This is a genomic window from Microcystis sp. M015S2 (assembly GCF_020245945.1).
GTDB lineage: Bacteria > Cyanobacteriota > Cyanobacteriia > Cyanobacteriales > Microcystaceae > Microcystis.
Window position 1 is genome coordinate 16,000 of record NZ_JADBTX010000004.1, and the last position, 19,484, is coordinate 35,483.

Genomic DNA, 19,484 nt, shown 5'->3' on the forward strand with positions numbered 1-19,484 from the left:
CAGATTATGGATATTAAAAATGGTTTCGTCGATGCGGTGGGTAATACTCCCCTAATTCGTCTCAATAGTTTTAGCGAGGAAACCGGCTGCGAGATTCTCGGTAAGGCCGAATTTCTTAACCCCGGTGGTTCGGTCAAGGATCGGGCCGCTTTATATATTATTCAAGAAGCGGAAAAAGCCGGTACTCTCCAACCGGGGGGAACCGTTGTCGAAGGAACCGCCGGCAATACTGGCATCGGTTTGGCCCATATCTGCAATGCTAAAGGTTATAAATGCCTGATTATCATTCCCGATACCCAATCCCAAGAGAAAATCGACCTATTGAGAACCCTTGGCGCGGAAGTGCGTACTGTTCCCGCCGTTCCCTACCGAGATGCCAATAATTACGTTAAATTATCGGGGAGATTGGCCAGTGAGATGGAAAATGCTATCTGGGCCAATCAATTCGATAATCTGGCTAATCGTCGCGCTCACTACGAAACCACCGGCCGGGAAATCTGGGAACAAACCGACGGTAAAATTGATGCTTGGGTGGCTGCCACAGGAACCGGGGGAACCTACGCGGGGGTGGCGATGTTTTTAAAAGACCAAAATCCGCAGGTGCGTTGCGTGGTGGCGGATCCGATGGGTAGCGGTTTATATAGTTATGTGAAAACTGGGACAATTACCCTGGAAGGTAGTTCAATTACGGAAGGGATTGGTAATAGTCGTATTACCGCTAATATGGAAGGCGCACCCATAGATGATGCCATTCAAATTGATGATCCCACTGCCATTAAAGTTGTTTATCAACTATTACAAAAAGATGGTTTATTTATGGGAGGTTCTGTGGGTATTAATGTTGGTGCTGCGGTGGCTTTAGCTAAACAAATGGGGCCGGGCCACACCATAGTTACTGTTCTTTGTGATGGTGGGGCCCGTTATCAATCTCGTTTATATAATCCTCAATGGTTGGCTGAGAAAGGATTGGCTTAATCAGGAATTATCGGCTCATAAATTAGTGGAGATAATGGGAGGGGGAGGGCAACAATGAGGGAAGGCAGCAAGGGAAAATGAGGCACGACTTTGGGCAAGCAATTAAGACAAGATAGATAACAATACTGATAACTATCATTATTAGGAGAATCATCAGATGTCAGTTACTATTGAACAGGATCTCAAAGAAATTTTAGGTTCAATTAATCAGAAGTTGGATAATCTACAAAAAGATGTTATGGATATTAAAATAGTACAGGCGAGATTAGAGGAAAAAGTCGATAGTTTAGAAAAAGATATTGAAGGGGTAAAAGAAGATACAAAAGAATTAAAAGGCTCCCAGAAAGCCCAGATTTGGACGTTAATCGGCATCTTGGGAACAGCTTTAATAGGAACAGTGATTCGCTATATTATTCTCCCTTTTCCTCAATCATAATTAAGATAATGAATTTTGAACCGCCTTGTGCAACAGTTATTCCTCAAATTGCAGAAAATCACTGTAGGGGTGAAGCATTTGGGCATAACCTATCGCTAAAACCCTAGATTTTTTATCCGAATGCTTCGCCCCTACCCCGACCAATGTTTAGGCCATGCTAGAATGGTGATAAAAGCATAGAATCCTATGTAGTTTAATTAATGGATGAAGATTCTACAGCGTTCAAAAGGCTTTAGATAATCCGGCTTGTTTCAAAACTGCATTGGCAGTATGGCGTGATTTAATAGTATTATCAACTACAAATCTTCTTTCTGTCAGAGGACTATACCAAATTTCATGATCTCCTTTACCTTGACGTTCAAAATAACATCCGGCTGCTGAGAGCATTTTTTTTAATGCAGGTGTTAAAGAAGTAGCCATCTAAACAGCGCACTCAATTGATTCTTGGCGATGACTAATTAGTTCAAAAGTTATCGATGCTTGAGGTTCAAGAGTAATTAGATGATTTAGTTGTAATAATTCTGGAATCATCTGTCGTAATTTAGCTGTTAAAGCTTCGATGGTATCAGCTTCGGTGACTAATCCCGGAATATCTTCACTCTCTGCTACCCACACTTGCGCCTCTCGATCCCAAAATGCTTCTACTTGGTACGGTTTTTGATTCATGATGATTTAGTTCAAGTGAGTAGAATTAGCTTATCTATCAATCAAGATTATACAGTGCGATCGCCTTTCTGACAATCTTACCACCAATCCCCAACTCTTGATGATTGCCGCTGAATCGCCTATAACTGAATTAACCGCCACCATCCGCCACGCTATGAATGAACAACGCACCCAAGCCTACCTAAACCTCATTAATCAATTATCATCGTCCTCATTCAATTATGTCCAATTTTTTACGGAATGGCGAATCAAGGTGTTGTAGTTCTGATAAGTTTCGTGGTTTAGAAGTGATAAGGAGTCTAAATTATGTTTGAACGGTTTACAGAGAAAGCGATTAAGGTAATTATGTTAGCGCAGGAGGAAGCGCGTCGCTTGGGGCATAATTTTGTAGGAGCGGAGTTTATATTTTTAGGGTTAATCGGTGAAGCATCAGGAGTTGCGTCGCAAGTTTTAAGACAGCAGGGAATAACGCTAAAAAATGCTCGAATTGAAGTTGAAAAAATTCTAGGAAAGGGTTCAGGAATTAGCCCAGAAATGAATCCTGTAGATATTCCTTTTACAGAGTCCGCAAAACTCGTTTTAAACAGTGCATTATCATTTGCTGATAAATTAGGGAGTGAATCTATTGATACAGAGCATTTACTGATTGGGATTTTTCAAGAGGGGGAAAGTACAGCGATAATTTTACAAAATTTACAGGTTAATCTAAAAGATTTAACTGTTTCTTTGAGTCAGTATTTTCAGCAGCAACCCTCTAATCAGTTACCTCAAACTGTTTATGTTCTGCTTTACAATGTGGGAACAGATGATGAGGGTATTCATACTATAAGCACAGGCAATAAGGATACAATATTAATATTTGAGACTCAAGAAGATGCGGCTACTTTCGCACGACGATTAGGGGAGCAAAATTTTCCTGTACCGAGTGTTGAAGCAGTAGAATATGAGAATATTTTGGGATTTTGTCAGCAGCAGGGTTATGATTGGGATTTAGTGCCAGAAGAAGAAAATCGAAATCCTCCTAGAGAAGGTGTAATTTTTAATCAAGCAACATCAGAACTTAATGACTCAAAACCTTCATTAAAAATAGAGTATTTAGAGCTAATTCATAAAATACTTTCTACAGCTTCAGAAGATAAGGAACAAACCGCACAAATATTCGCTCAAGTATTAGAAGACAACTTAGATTTGCTAGATTCGGAGTTACTTGAAACGATGAGGAGTTTTGCACAGCAGCTTGAAGAAAACGGGGAAAAAGAAGGATCACAAGGAATTATTGCCATAGCTCAAGAATTACCAAGCTTATTTGATTTGTATGAAGTTGAAATTATCAATTCAGCAAACCAACCTCAAAGTTATTTTGAGTTGTTTATAAAGTTATTGGAGCTAAGTTCTGCACCTTCTGCATCTTTTAATTATTTTCTTAAAAAACACTTAGATAAATTAGATAATTCTTTTATAGAAGTAATCAGTGATTGGGGGATAAATACATTTTCAACTTTTGAGAAAAAGACAGTCGAATATACTGAAGATGGTGGTGTACTAGATTTTGATATCAAATATACTGCGGATGCTCTAGTAAATCTTGGCGATAAATTTCAAGAATTTCCTCTGGGTAATATTTCTATTAATCAAGAGATTGCTATTACATTTCATAAAATTTCTCTCACTTTCTTTGATTTTGATGATTTTCCTTATGACTGGGCAAGATCAAAAAATAATTTAGGAAATGCTTATGTTAGTAGAATAAAAGGTAATATAGCAGATAATATCGAAGAAGCGATAGGATTTTTTAATGAATCTCTAAAAGTTTATACCTTTAAGAGTTCTCCATTTTATTGGGCAACAACTCTATATAATTTAGGCCATGCTTATTCTCATAGAATTAAAGGTAATAAAGCTAATAATATAGAAGAAGCAATCAAGTGTTACACTGAATCTCTGAAAGTAAGAACATTAAATGCTTACCCTTATAAATGGGCAATGAATCAAAATGCTTTAGGGAACATTTACATAGATAGAATCAAAGGGAACAAAGCTGATAATATTGAAATGGCTATTAACTTTTGCAATGAATCTCTTAAAGTGAGAACTTTAACAGCCTATCCTTATGATTGGGCATTTACAAAAATGATTTTAGGTGATGCCTACCAATACAGAATACAAGGAAATAAAAGCGATAATATAAAAGAATCAATAAAGCATTATACTGAATCTCTTCAAGTTTTTACAATTAATTTTTTTCCTTATAAATGGGCATACATAAAAAATGGCTTGGCATTGATTTATTTGGATAAAACTGAAGGTGAATTAAGCGAAAACCAAGAAATGGCTAAAAGCCTATTAATTGAAGCACTACAAGTTTATACTTATGACAATCATCGTGTTAAATGGGCCATGATTCAGGGAAATTTAGCTCAATTATATTCTGAAAGAAAATACGGAAATAGAGAAAATAACCTGAAAAAAGCAATCTATCACTCCAACGAAACTCTAAAAGTTTATACGTTTGATGCGTTTCCTGAAAGATGGGCAGGCACCCAAAATAATCTAGGATTAATTTACAGAAATCTTGATCAAATTCCTCAAGCGATAGAGGCTTTTCGCTTATGTTTAAAAGTTGCTAATCCGACAGATTTTCCCTTAAAGTGTGCAAATACAGGACAAAATCTTGGAGAAACCGCCAGACTTATTGAAGATTGGGAAACTGCAATTGAGGGTTATAGTATTGCTATTGAAGCGGTAGAGAATGCCCGCTTAGAAGCATTAAACCCCCACAGTCGTCAAGAAGTTTTATCCAATGCCATTGGTGTTTTCCATCGCATTGTGCAAGCCCATCTTAACCTCAATCAACCTGAGAAGGCATTAGAATATATCGAACGCAGCAAAGGGCGTAACCTTGTGGAATTAATCACCCAGAAAAACCTACAACCCCAAGGCGTTAGTCAAGAAATTATCGCCCAATTAAATGAATTAAAGCAAAGAGTTGTTAACGAGCAAATCCGCTTACACCATCAAAGCATTAACCAGAATTTAATGAGTCGTGATAACCTAACTCCCTACGTTCAAGATCACAGTTATCTGAAAGAATATAAACAAGACTTAGATAATTTTATTGCAAGAGAAATTAAAGATCCTCTCTTTAGCCTCACTCAAAAAGTTGAGCCGATCGCATTTACAGAGATTCAGGCTTTAACTGATGCTGAAACTTGTCTGCTGCAATGGTACATTACAGGGGAGAAAATACTCGCTTTTGTGGTGTCTGCTGAGGGAGAGGTTAAAGTTTGGCAATCTTCCGAAGATGATGTAAAGCAATTATTTGATACAATCAAAAATTATCTACAGCTTTACTACTCCAAAAATGGCAAACAAGAATGGAGAAATCAACTGTCTAACCTCTTACAGACTTTTGCTGATATTCTGCATATTAATGATATTCTTGCCCTGATTCCCGATACTTGTCAACGCTTAATTATTATTCCCCATTGGTTTCTGCATATTCTCCCTATACACGCCTTACCTGTTGATCCCCCCCAACCCCCCTTAAAAAGTGGGGAGTCGGCAACGGGGAGATCAGAATTACAAGATTTATTCCCCAAAGGCGTACAATATGCCCCCAGTTGTCAAATCTTGCAAAAAATCTCCCAAACTTTTCACCATTCCGACTTTAATAAACTGTTCGCCATTCAAAACCCCACCAAAGACTTATTTTACACCGACTTAGAAGTTAATATCCTCTCAACTTTCTTTACTGAACCTCAAGTTATCGCTAAAGATAACGCCACTAAAAACGCTGTTCTTCCCCATCTCAAATCCTCAGATAACCACTGTTATCACTTCTCCTGTCATGGAAGCTTTAACCCAGCTAACCCCCTTGAATCCGCCTTATTTTTAGCGAATAAGGAACCCTTAACATTAGGCGAAATCTTTGAACTGCGCTTGAATAAATGCCGCCTTATCACCCTTTCCGCTTGCGAAACTGGCATGATTGATATAAACTCTATCAGCGATGAATATATCGGTTTACCCAGTGGGTTTCTGTTTGCAGGAAGTCCCAGTGTTGTCAGTAGTTTATGGACAGTTAATGACCTGTCAACCTCCTTCTTGATGATTAAATTATATGAGATTTTATTTGATGAGAATCAGCAAGTTTCTGTACCAGTTGCTTTAAAACAAGCTCAAAACTGGTTACAGAATTTAACCGTACAAGAATACTTTAATCAGTTGGATAGTTGCCTAAAAATTGTCAAGTCAATGCAACAAAAATTAACATCAAAAGAATTTAATCGATTGATGGATATGATTGAAGATGAACAAATTAGAATAAAAGGGTTTGAACTTAATTATAAGCTGTTCAATAACCCTTTTTATTGGGCTGCTTTTACCGCATCAGGTATCTAAACTAATCACAAAAATTGTCTAATGTTTCCCTAAAAACGTGAATAGCGAGAGGAGTTGCTACCACTACCAAAACTGGATTACCAGAAGTAGCAAGTAAACCAACTAATCCACCTAATATATTAGGTGCTAAATCATCTTTAACTCGGTCATGACATATTAATTGACGTGCTTGGGTGATAGCTTGTTGCCAAAAATTATCTTCATCTGCTCTCACTGTATCAATATTTGAACGCCTTGCTAATCTCATAGCAGCATACTTCAAATCGCCATCACACCGCTCAATTAAGTCAATATCTCCTAATGCGTTAGAATCCTCTGCCAATTCAGCGCGAAACTGGGCAATTTCTTCGGGAGTAACTTTAGTTGATTCAATATCCATAGGTTGTTCTTATTTACAGACAATACTGATTGTATAGTTTCTATTTTGCCATCTAAAGTATTAATCTGACTGGTTACTGATAACTGAAAAGGTTCTTCATTCCCTACCATTGTGATAATTGCTGTCATTTAAACCACGACAAAATTAACTAATTTGCCCGGGACAACAATCACTTTTTTGATTTCCTTACCCTCTAAATAACGTTGGGCGATTTCTGATTCCAGGGCGAGGGTTTCTAGGGTGCTTTTATCGGCACTAGCGGGAACTTGTATCGTGCCTCTGGTTTTTCCCAAAATTTGGATGACAAGGGTAATCTCGTCCACAATAAGGGCAGTGGGATCAACTTTTGGCCAGGGTTGCAGGTGAATTGATTGGCTATAGCCTAAAGCTTGCCATAATTCTTCGCTAAGATGGGGAGCAAAGAGGGAAAGTAAGATTAATAGGGTTTCGATTCCTTCCCGATAAATGGGGGATTCAAAACACTTATTATCCCCTAAAGCGTTACTGAGTTTCATCAATTCGGAAATGGCGGTATTAAATTGATAATCTCCTTCTAAATCCTCGGAGATTTCTTTAATAGCGGTGTGAATTGCCCGTCTTAAATCTTTGTCAGTTTTCGAGAAAGTCTCTATTTTTTTGACTTGCTTGGGTTTATTTTCAATATATTCGCTGACTAAACGCCACACCCGATTAAGAAAGCGAAATTGTCCTTCTACCCCCGCATCATCCCACTGTAAATCTTTTTCTGGGGGTGCCGTAAAAAGTATAAACATTCGGGCAGTATCGGCCCCATATTTTTCGAGAACTTTCAGAGGATCAACGCCGTTATATTTCGACTTAGACATTTTTTCAAAGAAGAAAGATAGAACTTCTCCCGTGTCTTTATCGCAATATTTATCCTCTTTATAGATAACATTTTCTGCGGGGACATATTTGCCAGTTTCGGGATTTTTGTAGGTCAATCCCTGTACCATTCCCTGGGTTAACAGACGGTTAAAAGGTTCATCGACATTAACTAAACCTCGGTCCCTTAAAACTTTGGTAAAGAAACGAGAATAGAGTAAATGTAGGATAGCGTGTTCGATTCCTCCGACGTATTGATCCACGGGCATCCAATCATTAACCTTCTCGAATTGAAAGGGTATATCTTCATTTTTAGCATCGGTATAACGGAGGAAATACCAACTAGAATCGATGAAAGTATCCATAGTGTCCGTTTCCCGTTTTGCGGGAGTTCCACAGCGAGGACAATCCACATTTACCCAGTCTTCTAATTTGGCTAAAGGAGAAGCACCTCGACCGCTAAATTCGACATTTTCTGGTAAATTAACGGGTAAATTATCGATAGGTACTGGCACGGTCCCACAGTTAGGACAGTGGATAACTGGAATCGGACAACCCCAATATCTTTGACGGGAAATTAACCAATCCCGGAGGCGATATTGTATTCTAGCTTTGCCGTAACCTTGGGCAGTGGCATAATCAATAATAGCGGTTTTTCCTGCTGTAGAATTAAGTCCATTAAATTGAGCGGAATTAATCATAATTCCCGCTTCTGTGTAGGCTTCTTTTAACTCAATTTCGCCACTTTCTGGAGTAATAACTATCTTAATTGGTAGGTTATTTTCCCGAGCAAATTTAAAATCGCGACTGTCGTGAGCCGGGACTCCCATCACTGCCCCCGTCCCGTATTCGTAGAGGACATAATCAGCAATTAAAATCGGAATTTCTTCACCAGTAAAAGGATTAATTGCCAGTCCTCCGGTTTTAATACCGCGTTTGGGTTTATCTTCGGCAGTTCTTTCTAATTCGCTTTCGCTGGCTATCTCTTGAATAAAAGTTTCTACGGCCGATTTTTGTTCGGGAGTGGTAACTTGTAAAGTTAAGGGATGTTCGGGAGCAAGTACCACATAAGTCACTCCATAAACCGTATCGGGACGAGTGGTAAAAACAGCAATTTTTTCTGTGGAATTAACAAGAGGAAATTCTAAATAAGCACCTACCGATTTACCAATCCAGTTGGCCTGCATGGTTTTAACCCGTTCTGGCCAACCGGTAAGTTTATCTAAATCAGTCAGTAATTGTTCGGCATAATCGGTGATTTTTAGGAACCATTGCCGGAGTAATTTTCTTTCTACTTTAGCACCCGATCGCCAAGATTTTCCTTCACTATCTACCTGTTCATTTGCTAAGACAGTTTGATCGATAGGATCCCAATTCACTGCCGCTTCTTTTTGGTAGGCTAATCCCGATTCAAAAAACTGTAAAAATAGCCATTGGGTCCAACGATAATATTCCGGGGAACAGGTGGCAACTTCTCTTTCCCAATCGATAGATAATCCTAACTGTTGTAATTGCCGTTTCATCTGGGCAATATTTTGGTAAGTCCATTTTGCCGGAGGAACTCCCCTTTCAATAGCGGCATTTTCTGCGGGTAATCCGAAAGCATCCCACCCCATGGGATGCAGCACGCGATAACCCTGCATTCTTTTCAGACGGGCAATCACATCGGTAATAGTATAGTTACGAACGTGACCCATGTGCAGGTTGCCCGATGGATAGGGGAACATGGAGAGGGCGTAAAATTTCAGTTTATCGGCGTTTTCTGGGGTTTTGTCCAATCCCATTTGCTGCCAAATCTTCTGCCATTTCTGTTCGATTTCTGCGGGGTTGTACGGCACTGGGGTCTTTTCTCCTGAGTTGTATCTATCCTTCCTATTTTACAGCAGCCGGCTGGGGGCGATTGCCAGTTTTGGGGCTATCCACCCTAGCAAAAACCCTCTGGGTTTTAAGTAAGTGGTTCTAATTAAATATGAAGATAGATTTTGCCTCCGGTCCCCCCTCTCTATCCATTAGTCAGATATTTCTTAACAAAAAGAGAAGAAACTTAAAAAAAGGGGAAACGATTGATAGGTATAGTTTTGAAAGAAGGAATCAAGGTGGAGGTCAGCAAAAAAATGGAGAAATGGGCAGCCCAAGAATTACAGTATCGTGGAAAACTTGGCTGGACAATTTAGTACAAGTGTTCCGTAAGCTTCGGAAAATCTAGCCGCGATGAATGGCAATTTTTGTGTGACACTATTCATAAAAACGTTCCGCTCAATTTCTTCTTATCAATATGCTCTTAAAATTTCCTCAAAACCTGAAAATTAAGCGAATAGTATTATTAGTATTCTGCCTAGTGATAGGGATATTTGTCTGGTGGTTATCGTGGCAATCCACCGGGATGAGCCAAATTCAACGACCCGAAACAGTTGCTCAACAAATTTACCAAGTAATGCCAGATTTACCGAAAGAAAACAACTATATCCGTCGAGACACAGGAAAGATCGATCCGAATAATACTTTAATCAGTCGCTTTCTTCGTTATCATCAAGATACAAAAAAAAGGTTTACTCTCATCCGTTTTGATTGGCAATTAACCCTAGGGGATTATCTAGGAGTGAACGAGAAAATCAGCGAAGAAAACTATCCCGGACAGGTCACTCTTACGGTTAACCCGATGGCAGCCGATATCAAAGCGATGAACAGTCTTAATCGTCGTCAACGGCAGCAGTTAGTCACCCTTCTAGTCGAAATTTATAACCCCGCTATTCTCCCCCAAGAAACCCCCAATCCTAGTCCTTCTCCTAGTCCCTCTCCCCGTCGTCCATCTTTATCAAAACCGGGAGATGCTGACCTATTAAAATTCTAGAAAATTATGGAAAAAATTCTCAAATATGGTTCGGGTTGGCGCCTGGGTTGGAATCCTACGGCAGCCGTTTATAAAGGATTAATTGGTGGCGATGATTGGGCGATGGAGTTGACCGAGGCCGAGTGGCAAGATTTGCGTCGGTTACTATCACAATTGACCGCAACTATGGCGGCCATGGCCACAGAATTAATGGATGAAGAAAGTATTGCTTGTGAAGCGGAAAGCGAGCTTTTATGGTTAGAAGCGGCAGGATTTCCCGATCATTATTCCCTGCGATTGATTCTCTATCAAGGTCGCGGTTGTGAGGGCAATTGGTCAGCCACTGCCCTGCCAGAGTTGCTCGCCGCTTGGGACAATTTGCTTTACAATTTTTAAGAAAGCGGTGGACATAAGTTAATTTTTGTTTCCCCCTCTTGACTTTTAGATTCCCCTGTGCTGCCATGATTGCCCATCCGAGGACGAAGACCGATAATCTCACCTACACTCCGCCCCCATTGCTGAAAAACGGTTTTGCCATGACTCTCTATGTGGCCCTGAAAGCGCGAGAAACCTGGCAAAATACGATCGCTATTCCCGAACCAGTCTATCAAGAAACCATTTTCACCGGGGCCAATGCCGTCCCTATCTACGGGATTGTTTCCATTCCCCCGCAAGCGAAAGGAACAATTATCGGGACCTACGGCATCACGGGAGACTTAGATAATCAATGGTTTTTAAGGATTTTAGGCAGAAAAGCCGTAGCGAGAGACTACGCAGTCGTCCTCTTCGATTGGCGGGCCCACGGTAAGACAGCCGAATTATCCCCGACTCTCACCTCCGATGGCATCTATGAAGGGCTAGATTTCATTCATATTGCCGCCCAAGCCCAAAAAATGGGCTGTCCCGCTCCTTTTTGGTTCACAGGTTACTCTCTGGGGGGACAATTGGCCCTCTGGGGAATTAAATCGGCAGAGAATCAGGAAGATATGGGGATCGATCCCGTCGATATCGGCGGTGGGGCGGTAATTTGTCCTAATTTAGACTCTAATCGTTCCTTATCCTATCTCGTCCGGGATCCCTGGGGGAAACATTTGGAAAAAGCGATCGCCAGGGAATTACGCAAGTTAGCCAAACGCATCCATCAAGCTCATCCCGATCATATCGATCCCGAAGCAATTACTCGCGCCACCACGATTGCCGGATTCGATCGAGAATTAGTGATTAAAAACTTAGGATTTGAGACAGTTTTTGACTATTATGCCGCTAGTAGTCCCTTGCCCTTTCAACCCTATTTAACTAAACCCACTTTTATCCTCTACGCGGCCGATGATCCCCTCTTTTCCCCCGCAGTTATTCCCGATCTGCAAGCAGCGATCGCTGATAATCCCCACGTCGATCTACTCTTAACCAACCATGGCGGTCATGTGGGCTATATCAGCAGTTTATCCTGTCAGCGTCAGTGGGGCGATAGCGATCGCTGGTGGGCATGGAATCGGGTTTTAGACTGGTTTGACCAAAAAACTGGCAAATAAGGGCTAATTTCTAGGATTCAAAGGCCGCTAGAAACTCCTCCAGCTGCTGCCGAGTCGGTTGGGATGCGATCGCTCCTGCCCCCCTTGTCACCATTGCCCCCACCGCACAGGCATAAATCACCGCCTTACGCGCTAAATCGGCATTTTCCCCGATTTTATCGCCTCCAAGACCGGCAAGAGCCAAAAAACCAGCCACAAAGCCATCTCCTGCCCCGGTTGTATCCACCGCCTCCCCGGGAAAAGCCTTGACAGTGCCGCTATTTTCGCCTAAATGATATTTACAACCTTTTGCGCCGCCAGTAACCAAAATTACCCCTAAATTGGGGTATTGTGATGATATTTCTCCGGGGGTATCAGTGCCAAATAACCATGCTGCTTCTTCCTCGCTACATTTGAGCAAATCGGCCTGGACGATAAAATCTCGAATGATATCAGGAGCGGCCTCAAGATTAGGCCAAAAAACCGGCCGCCAGTTGATATCGATCAATACTTTCACCGCGTCAATTTTAGCCAATTGCAGGGCCCGCATCATCGCCGCTCTCGCCGGGGGATAGGCTAACCCTAGGGTTCCCATCACTAGATAATCGGCATTTTTCCAGAGATTTTCGGGCAATAGGTCAGCATTAAGGGCAGTATCGGCAAAATCAGTCGTTTTTCTGCCGCCAAAACCCGCAAAATGTCTTTCTCCCCCAGCATCGCGGGTGACATAAACTTGTCGGGTGGGTAGGGTGGCATGATACTGTACACCAGTGGTATCGACTCCGAGAGCGTCTAGCAAGGCGATTAACTGTTCTCCTGGTTGATCTTTGCCCACACAACCGATAAAAGCCGAATTTATGCCCAATTTTCGCAATCCACAGGCCACGTTTGCCGGCGCACCCCCGGCGTAGGTTGTCCAAGAAGTTACTTGCTCTATAGAGCGATCGCTTTGATCGGCAATTAGATCATAGAGGATTTCCCCTAAACAAATGACAGACACCGGCGAAGATCTTTGATTGTTAAGCATTGGTGTGGGAATTATGAATTATGAATTATGAATTATGAAGTGGGGTAGTGGGGAAGCTGTCTCATCACCCTATCACCCCAAAACCCTATCACCCTATCTCCTCCTGACTCCCGACTCCTATCTCCTGACTGTTGACTCCTGATCACTGATTAATAACTTGTCAAGAAATCACGATAAATCAACTAGAGATTATCTTAGACATTTAGTATAATCAAACACATAGATTAGGGGAAATTGCTCATAAATCAGCCCGATCGAGCGTGAATCCTCTTTTATTTTTTAGTCTTAGACTAAGGAAATATCATGGTTGATTGTAGTCAGATTCAGTTTGACGAGGATAAAAGCAAGATAGATCTATTGCAACTACGAGAATTATTTAATTTAACCGCATTTTGGGCAATAGATCGCCGTTTAGAAGATTTAGAAACCGCAATTGACTATAGTGATCCGGTGGTGACGGTGTGGAATGAGCGGCAATTAATTGGTTTTGCTCGCGCCACTTCTGACGGCATTTATCGGGCAACTATTTGGGATGTGATCGTTCATCCCGATTATCAGGGAGCCGGTTTAGGGCGTAAATTAGTAGAAACAGTTTTGGCCCATCCCCGAATAAATCGGGTGGAAAGAGTCTATTTGATGACTACTAATCAAGAAAATTTTTACCAGCGCATTGGCTTCCAAAGCAACGCCACCACGACGATGGTATTATTTAATCGTTATCCCGAGGAGTTTTCCTATCCGGCGATCGAGGTAAAGAAAAAACGATCCGTGTGAGCTTGTCCTGACTATTGTTATCGATTTGATCTAAGCTCATTTCCCCCCCCGAGACTTCGATAATTCCCTTCGCTAACTGAAATTTAAGACCGGGAGAAAGATCGAGAGCTTGAGTAAATTGTTTTACTTCTTCTGGCTTTGATTCTAAACTCAAGGGGGAAATTTCTGGCATTTGCCAGAGAGCGATTTCCCCCGGAAATTCTAGGGTAATAGTGACTTTTTTCTCGCCAAGGGCGCTTACCGATATACAAATAGAGCCACTCGTTAAGTTGGCGATCGCTGCATCGACGAGAAGGACAAGAGCGGAGGATAAACACTGATAATCGGCAATAATAGCAATATCATCGGTTAAAGGGCTAAATTTAAGCTTAATATTGCGATTAGCTGCCTGTAAATAGGTTAAACTTGCCCAATCTTGCCAGAGTTTAGTTAAAGAAAAAATTTCTTGATCGAGAGGTATAGTACCAGACTCTAGTTTGGAGAGATTAATCATCTCATCGAGCATTGCCATCAGTTTACGGCCCGCCAGTTGTCCTTGGGCGATAAATTCCCTTTCTTCGGCTGGACTTTCACAAAGATCGGCGAGAATCAGTTGATGGAGACTGATCATACTGCTCAATGGCGATCGCAATTCGTGGGCAACCCGTCCCAAAAAACTGCTTTTGAGGTGATTAATTGCCACAGCCAGGTGATAAGCGAGGCGAGTTTGCTGTAATTCCCGTTTTAAAGCGTCAATATCGTCCATATTTACAGAAAAACTGCCCCCTGTCGTAAGATATCCCATCCTTGACATTGCCAACGTGCGACGGTGGAGGGTTGTCCACTATTGATTATTCCCCATGCTTGCCTTTCTGTGGGCGCTAACACCGTCACGGAGGGAAAAGTAGTCATAATTGCGGATGGAGTTAATAAAGGCTCTTGTCCTGACAGATTAGCACTTGTGGTCGCTAAAACACCAGTTCGACCGAGAATTTCTCTTGCGATCGCATGAGCGGGAACTCGGATACCAATCGTGCTAGGATTTTTAGGGTTAAGAGCTTTTGGTACTTTTTCAGAAGCAGGTAAAACCAAAGTTAGAGACCCAGGCCAGTGTTTTTCGGTCATTTGCTGCCAAATTTCCCTTTCTTCCTGATTTCCCTTGACATAATCCCATAAATCTGCTGCTGAGGCCGCCATGAGAATTAAAGGTTTATCAAAAGTCCGTTTTTTAGCGGCAAAAATCAGGGAAGAATAGGGGGGAGAAACCGCTAAAGCGGGGACTGTATCCGTGGGAAAAGAAACCACTTGACCACTGAGGGCTGCGTGAACAATTTCGTTAAGAGAAGCAGTAGGCATTGAGAATTGATCATTTTTGGGGACTAATTTAGCCTAAGACTTTTTGGTACAATTTTAAACGGGTAGGGTTGATTCATGAATCAACCCTACCTTGAATCAACTCTACCTTGAATCAACCTACTTGATCAGCGGGGTATCTGAAAGTTTTTAACACCTACCGACTTATCTCCAACCAATTATCGACAGTTAATTATGAACGAGCCTGATACTTTTGCTAATCTCGAACAATTAGAATATATTCCTTACCTAGATACCACGGGTAATATATCTGCTGATTTCCAGGGAAAAATCGGGGTTTATGCCATTTTTGATCGAGAACAAGTCTTAGAGTTTGTCGGCTATTCTCGTGATATTTATCTCAGTTTAAAACAACATCTTGCCCGACAGCCTCAAGCTTGTTATTGGCTAAAAGTACAGTTGATTGATCGTCCTAATCGGACTATTCTCGAATCGATTAAACAAGCTTGGCTAAGAGAAAGTCAGGCAGTAATCGGCAATGAAAAACTCTGGACAGAACCAATTGATGCTAAATTAGCCATGACTGAGACAGAAAAAGAAATTTATCAAAGTGCTGACGAATTGGGGCAAATTAAGTTATTAAAACAGGTATCCAGACGAGTAGAAAACGATATTTTATCAACCCTAGAAAAACGGGGAGTACAGATGGAAATTCGTTTTAATCCCAAGTTAAAAGAACAGGGTTTGCTCGATTTAAAGTAAAAATTCCTAGGGGCGATCGATTCTCCAGACAAACCGCTATGATAATATATCGCCCCCTCCCGACACCAATGGAACAGCGATGACCACTCCAGACTGGCCAAACCTACTGCAGCAACTACTCGAGCAAAAATCCCTTTCCCTTAACCAAGCTGAAGAATTAATGACCGGATGGTTAAACGTTGAGATTCCGGAAGTTTTATCGGGGGCGATTTTAGCGGCTTTGCAAGCAAAAGGAGTCTCGGCCGCCGAATTAGCGGGAATGGCCAGAGTTTTACGGCAACAATCTCGCTTAGAAGACCCTAAACCCCATACCACTCCCGTTATCGATACCTGTGGCACCGGCGGTGACGGGGCTTCAACCTTTAATATTTCCACTGCTGTGGCTTTTGTGGCGGCCGCCGGGGGCGTAAAGGTGGCTAAACACGGCAACCGCTCGGCCTCCAGTAAAGTCGGTTCGGCCGATGTTCTAGAATATCTTGGGGTTAATTTGAGTGCCCCTAGCGAGAAGGTGGCGGCGGCTTTAGATGGGGTGGGAGTGACCTTTCTTTTTGCCCCCGGTTGGCATCCAGCCCTGAAAAGTGTGGCTAATCTCCGCAAAACCCTGAAAGTTCGCACGGTTTTTAATCTTCTGGGACCTCTAGTTAATCCTCTCCGTCCCACAGGTCAAGTTATCGGGGTTTATGACCAGCAATTTCTCACCCCCATGGCCACAGCTTTGGCACAAATGGGAACCCCCAAGGCGATTATTGTTCACGGCCGGGAAAAACTCGACGAGGTGGGGTTAGGAGAGCTGACCGATATGGCTTTATTAAATAATGGCGAGGTGATTTCTGGGGCGATCGATCCCTTGTCAATTTCTATCCCTAGAGCCAGTTTAAATGCCCTTAAAGGCGGGGAAGTGCCAGAAAATGCCGAAATCCTCAAAAATGTCCTGCAAGGGGGGGGAACGCCCGCTCAACGGGATGCTGTGGCGATTAATGCCTCTCTTGCCCTACAGGTGGCAGAAAAGGTCACTTTTGGCGATCATGCTGCTGGTTTCGCCCTCGCTCGCGAGATTTTAGCCAGTGGGTTAGCTTGGCAAAAATTAGAGGAGTTGGTTAAGTTTCTCGCCTAGGACAATTCAGAGGAGACAGAAAGCAGTCGCGATGCCAAAGTTGACACCACCAAGTATGACAATATTCTGATTGACGAATTGGCGTTATTTCAGCTTCTATTTTCCAGTCAGTGCCTCTCTTGATATGTAGCCTATACTCAACGGATTTAGTATTACTTACGATTTTATTGCTCAATCCAAGTTTTTGGGGGGTTCTACCCCCCAAACCCCCCGTTGGGGGCGTGGCGCCGCCCCCAAACCCCCCGCGCATTAGTTTTTCGGTAGGATGCTTACACGCGGCTGCTGATACATCTGTAATAATTTAAGAGTCACTCCACTTGCAGGAGTGCCTGTCCTGATATGTAGCCTATACTCAACGGATTTAGTATGATTGACGAATTTGCGTTATTTCAGCCTCTATTTTCAAGTTAGGAGATTATTTTTATTTATTCTCCCATCTCCCATCTCCCATCTCCTCACACCCCACACCCCACACCCCACCCCCACTTCATAATTCATAATTCATAATTCCATCTCAATGCACTTACTGCATGATATAAATGCCTAAACACGATGGTGAGCGAATTTCTGTTACAAACAATACAAAATTATCCAAGTTAAAAAGAATTAAATAACAAATAGAGACTAGGTAAATTACTAAATTTTTGCTAATGACGACAGTATTTTACAGAATACTTATTGTTAAATCCCGATTTCTTCATTTCTAACCCGCACCAACTAGAACAATTACACCCACAGACCAGTAAGGAGATAGATTCGTGGTACAAGCACCTGAAAAAGATGGAACAACTCTCAATAAATTCGAGAAATTTAAAGCCGAAAAAGACGGATTAGCCATTAAAGATGAACTGGATCATTTTGCCCAAATCGGTTGGGAAGCGATGGATAAAACCGATTTAGAACATCGCTTAAAATGGGTGGGGGTTTTTTATCGTCCTGTCACCCCGGGTAAATTCATGATGCGTTTGCGGGTTCCTAACGGCATTATTAGCAGTGAGCAAATGCGAGTTTTAGGGGAAATTGTGCAGCGTTACGGTGATGATGGCAATGCCGATATTACTACTCGTCAAAACCTACAATTACGCGGTATTCGTATCGAAGATATTCCTGATATTTTCCAACGACTAAAATCCGTGGGCATGACTTCGGTACAATCGGGCATGGATAATGTCAGAAATATTACTGGTTCACCCATGGCAGGACTAGACGCAGATGAATTAATTGACACCAGGGAATTAGTCCAAAAAGTCCAAGATATGATTACCAACTACGGTCAAGGTAATTATCAATTTAGCAATCTGCCCCGCAAATTTAATATTGCCATCGAGGGGGGCCGGGATAACTCGGTTCATGCGGAAATTAACGATATTGCCTTTGTTCCTGCCTATAAAGAGGGAGAATTAGGCTTTAATGTTGTGGTGGGTGGCTTTTTCTCCGCTAAACGCTGTGAAGCGGCAATTCCCATGAATGTTTGGGTGAGACCGAATCAGGAAGTGGTGGATTTATGCCGAGGGATTTTGGAAGTTTACCGCGATAACGGATTGCGTGCCAATCGTCAAAAATCCCGTTTAATGTGGTTAATTGATGAGTGGGGAATTGAGGAATTCCGCACGCGGGTGGCTAATCACCTAGGTTATCCCTTGGCAACGGCAGCGGAAAAAGACGCTATTGACTGGGAAAAACGAGATCATTTAGGAGTTTTTCCGCAAAAACAGGAGGGATTGAGCTATATCGGTCTTTGTATTCCCGTTGGTCGTCTATTTGCCGATGATATGTTCGATTTAGCCCGGATTGCCGAAGTGTATGGCAGCGGAGAATTGCGTTTAACTGTGGAACAAAACGTGATTATTCCCAATATAGCGGCTGAAAATATGCCAACTCTTTTAACCGAGCCTTTACTGGCTAAGTTTACCCCCAATCCCACTCCTTTACAACGAGCGCTCGTTTCCTGCACGGGGGCGCAATTCTGCAATTTTGCCCTGATTGAAACCAAAAATAAGGCTGTGGACTTGATTCGTCAGTTAGATGCCGAATTAAATATTCCCCGGGGTGTGCGGATCCATTGGACCGGTTGCCCTAACTCCTGCGGACAACCCCAAGTGGCCGATATCGGTTTGATGGGGACAAAAGCGCGCAAAGACGGCAAAACTGTAGAAGGAGTTGACCTCTACATGGGGGGTAAAGTGGGTAAAGATGCTCACCTGGGAAGTTGTGTGCAAAAAGGGATTCCCTGTGAAGATCTAAAATCGGTGTTAACTTCTATCCTCATCGAACAATTTGGGGCGACACCGAAAGGTTAATTAAGTAGGGTTTGCTGAAAAAGTTTTTCGTGGGGGTAGGGTGTGGGGTGTAGGGTGTGGGGTGTAGGGTTTTACCGATTTTGAGGGTGTCAATTACCTAATTTTCAGGGAAAAAGTCCCTGAATTTTCCCCCCGAACACTCCCATATCCGGTACTTTTTGATTGACAAAAAG

The 19,484-nt window shown here is 42.1% G+C and carries 17 protein-coding genes; 10 read left to right on the forward strand and 7 right to left on the reverse strand.

Features of this window, described 5'->3' with window-relative positions; translation table 11 throughout:
- The first annotated feature begins 6 nt into the window (after nt 1–6).
- Both IM473_RS00390 and IM473_RS00395 read left to right on the forward strand, forming a co-directional pair.
- A complete protein-coding gene (locus IM473_RS00390; RefSeq protein WP_002757201.1) occupies nt 7–975 on the forward strand; it encodes a cysteine synthase A in 969 nt (322 codons plus the stop codon).
- A 157-nt stretch (nt 976–1,132) separates the two neighbouring features.
- Nucleotides 1,133–1,411 (forward strand): hemolysin XhlA family protein, encoded by a 279-nt coding sequence (locus IM473_RS00395; protein ID WP_004162819.1) that lies wholly within the window; start codon nt 1,133–1,135, stop codon nt 1,409–1,411.
- 222 nt (nt 1,412–1,633) lie between these two features.
- Here IM473_RS00395 and IM473_RS00400 read toward each other — a convergent pair whose 3' ends face one another.
- Both IM473_RS00400 and IM473_RS00405 read right to left on the reverse strand, forming a co-directional pair.
- Entirely contained in the window at nt 1,634–1,831 is a 198-nt protein-coding gene (locus IM473_RS00400; protein WP_104396363.1) for a type II toxin-antitoxin system HicA family toxin, read from the reverse strand.
- Nucleotides 1,832–2,077: a DUF1902 domain-containing protein gene (locus IM473_RS00405; RefSeq protein WP_287656834.1), complete on the reverse strand. Its 246-nt coding sequence runs from the start codon at nt 2,075–2,077 to the stop codon at nt 1,832–1,834. It lies immediately after the preceding gene.
- Nucleotides 2,078–2,383: 306 nt separating this feature from the next.
- Here IM473_RS00405 and IM473_RS00410 point away from each other — a divergent pair, with 306 nt between their 5' ends.
- Nucleotides 2,384–6,478: a DUF3110 domain-containing protein gene (locus IM473_RS00410; RefSeq protein ID WP_287656837.1), complete on the forward strand. Its 4,095-nt coding sequence runs from the start codon at nt 2,384–2,386 to the stop codon at nt 6,476–6,478.
- Nucleotide 6,479: 1 nt separating this feature from the next.
- On the opposite strand, the gene IM473_RS00415 is transcribed toward IM473_RS00410, so the two are convergent.
- Entirely contained in the window at nt 6,480–6,857 is a 378-nt protein-coding gene (locus IM473_RS00415; protein WP_104396360.1) for a hypothetical protein, read from the reverse strand.
- 128 nt (nt 6,858–6,985) lie between these two features.
- Nucleotides 6,986–9,538: a leucine--tRNA ligase gene (gene leuS / locus IM473_RS00420; RefSeq protein ID WP_287656838.1), complete on the reverse strand. Its 2,553-nt coding sequence runs from the start codon at nt 9,536–9,538 to the stop codon at nt 6,986–6,988.
- Between the two features lie 437 nt (nt 9,539–9,975).
- On the opposite strand from leuS, the gene IM473_RS00425 reads away from it, so the two are divergent.
- The 3 genes from IM473_RS00425 to IM473_RS00435 all read left to right on the forward strand — a co-directional run bounded on the left by IM473_RS00425 (nt 9,976) and on the right by IM473_RS00435 (nt 12,062).
- Nucleotides 9,976–10,551: a hypothetical protein gene (locus IM473_RS00425; protein WP_287656839.1), complete on the forward strand. Its 576-nt coding sequence runs from the start codon at nt 9,976–9,978 to the stop codon at nt 10,549–10,551.
- 6 nt (nt 10,552–10,557) lie between these two features.
- Nucleotides 10,558–10,926 (forward strand): DUF1818 family protein, encoded by a 369-nt coding sequence (locus IM473_RS00430; RefSeq protein WP_287656841.1) that lies wholly within the window; start codon nt 10,558–10,560, stop codon nt 10,924–10,926.
- A gap of 65 nt (nt 10,927–10,991) precedes the next feature.
- The gene (locus IM473_RS00435; RefSeq protein WP_287656842.1) at nt 10,992–12,062 is read left to right on the forward strand and encodes a YheT family hydrolase; all 1,071 of its coding nucleotides are present in this window, start codon (nt 10,992–10,994) and stop codon (nt 12,060–12,062) included.
- Nucleotides 12,063–12,072: 10 nt separating this feature from the next.
- Here IM473_RS00435 and IM473_RS00440 read toward each other — a convergent pair whose 3' ends face one another.
- The gene (locus IM473_RS00440) at nt 12,073–13,068 is read right to left on the reverse strand and encodes a carbohydrate kinase family protein (RefSeq protein ID WP_287656844.1); all 996 of its coding nucleotides are present in this window, start codon (nt 13,066–13,068) and stop codon (nt 12,073–12,075) included.
- 303 nt (nt 13,069–13,371) lie between these two features.
- Between IM473_RS00440 and IM473_RS00445 the strand changes: the two genes are divergently transcribed.
- Nucleotides 13,372–13,842, forward strand: a complete 471-nt coding sequence (locus IM473_RS00445; RefSeq protein WP_150977130.1) for a GNAT family N-acetyltransferase — start codon at nt 13,372–13,374, stop codon at nt 13,840–13,842.
- Here the strand turns inward: IM473_RS00445 and IM473_RS00450 are convergent.
- A complete protein-coding gene (locus tag IM473_RS00450) occupies nt 13,778–14,635 on the reverse strand; it encodes a sensor histidine kinase (RefSeq protein WP_287656845.1) in 858 nt (285 codons plus the stop codon). The genes IM473_RS00445 and IM473_RS00450 overlap by 65 nt on opposite strands.
- Nucleotides 14,590–15,177 (reverse strand): L-threonylcarbamoyladenylate synthase, encoded by a 588-nt coding sequence (locus tag IM473_RS00455; protein ID WP_287656847.1) that lies wholly within the window; start codon nt 15,175–15,177, stop codon nt 14,590–14,592. The genes IM473_RS00450 and IM473_RS00455 overlap by 46 nt, the downstream gene beginning before the upstream one ends.
- A gap of 192 nt (nt 15,178–15,369) precedes the next feature.
- On the opposite strand from IM473_RS00455, the gene IM473_RS00460 reads away from it, so the two are divergent.
- From IM473_RS00460 to IM473_RS00470, 3 genes are all read left to right on the forward strand, one after another.
- Nucleotides 15,370–15,897, forward strand: coding sequence for a GIY-YIG nuclease family protein (locus tag IM473_RS00460; RefSeq protein ID WP_287656848.1), 528 nt, complete (start codon nt 15,370–15,372; stop codon nt 15,895–15,897).
- A gap of 79 nt (nt 15,898–15,976) precedes the next feature.
- A complete protein-coding gene (gene trpD, locus IM473_RS00465; RefSeq protein ID WP_287656849.1) occupies nt 15,977–17,011 on the forward strand; it encodes an anthranilate phosphoribosyltransferase in 1,035 nt (344 codons plus the stop codon).
- Nucleotides 17,012–17,769: 758 nt separating this feature from the next.
- On the forward strand, nt 17,770–19,311 hold the full coding sequence (locus IM473_RS00470) for a ferredoxin--nitrite reductase (RefSeq protein ID WP_287656850.1): 1,542 nt from the start codon (nt 17,770–17,772) through the stop codon (nt 19,309–19,311).
- Nucleotides 19,312–19,484: the final 173 nt, after the last annotated feature.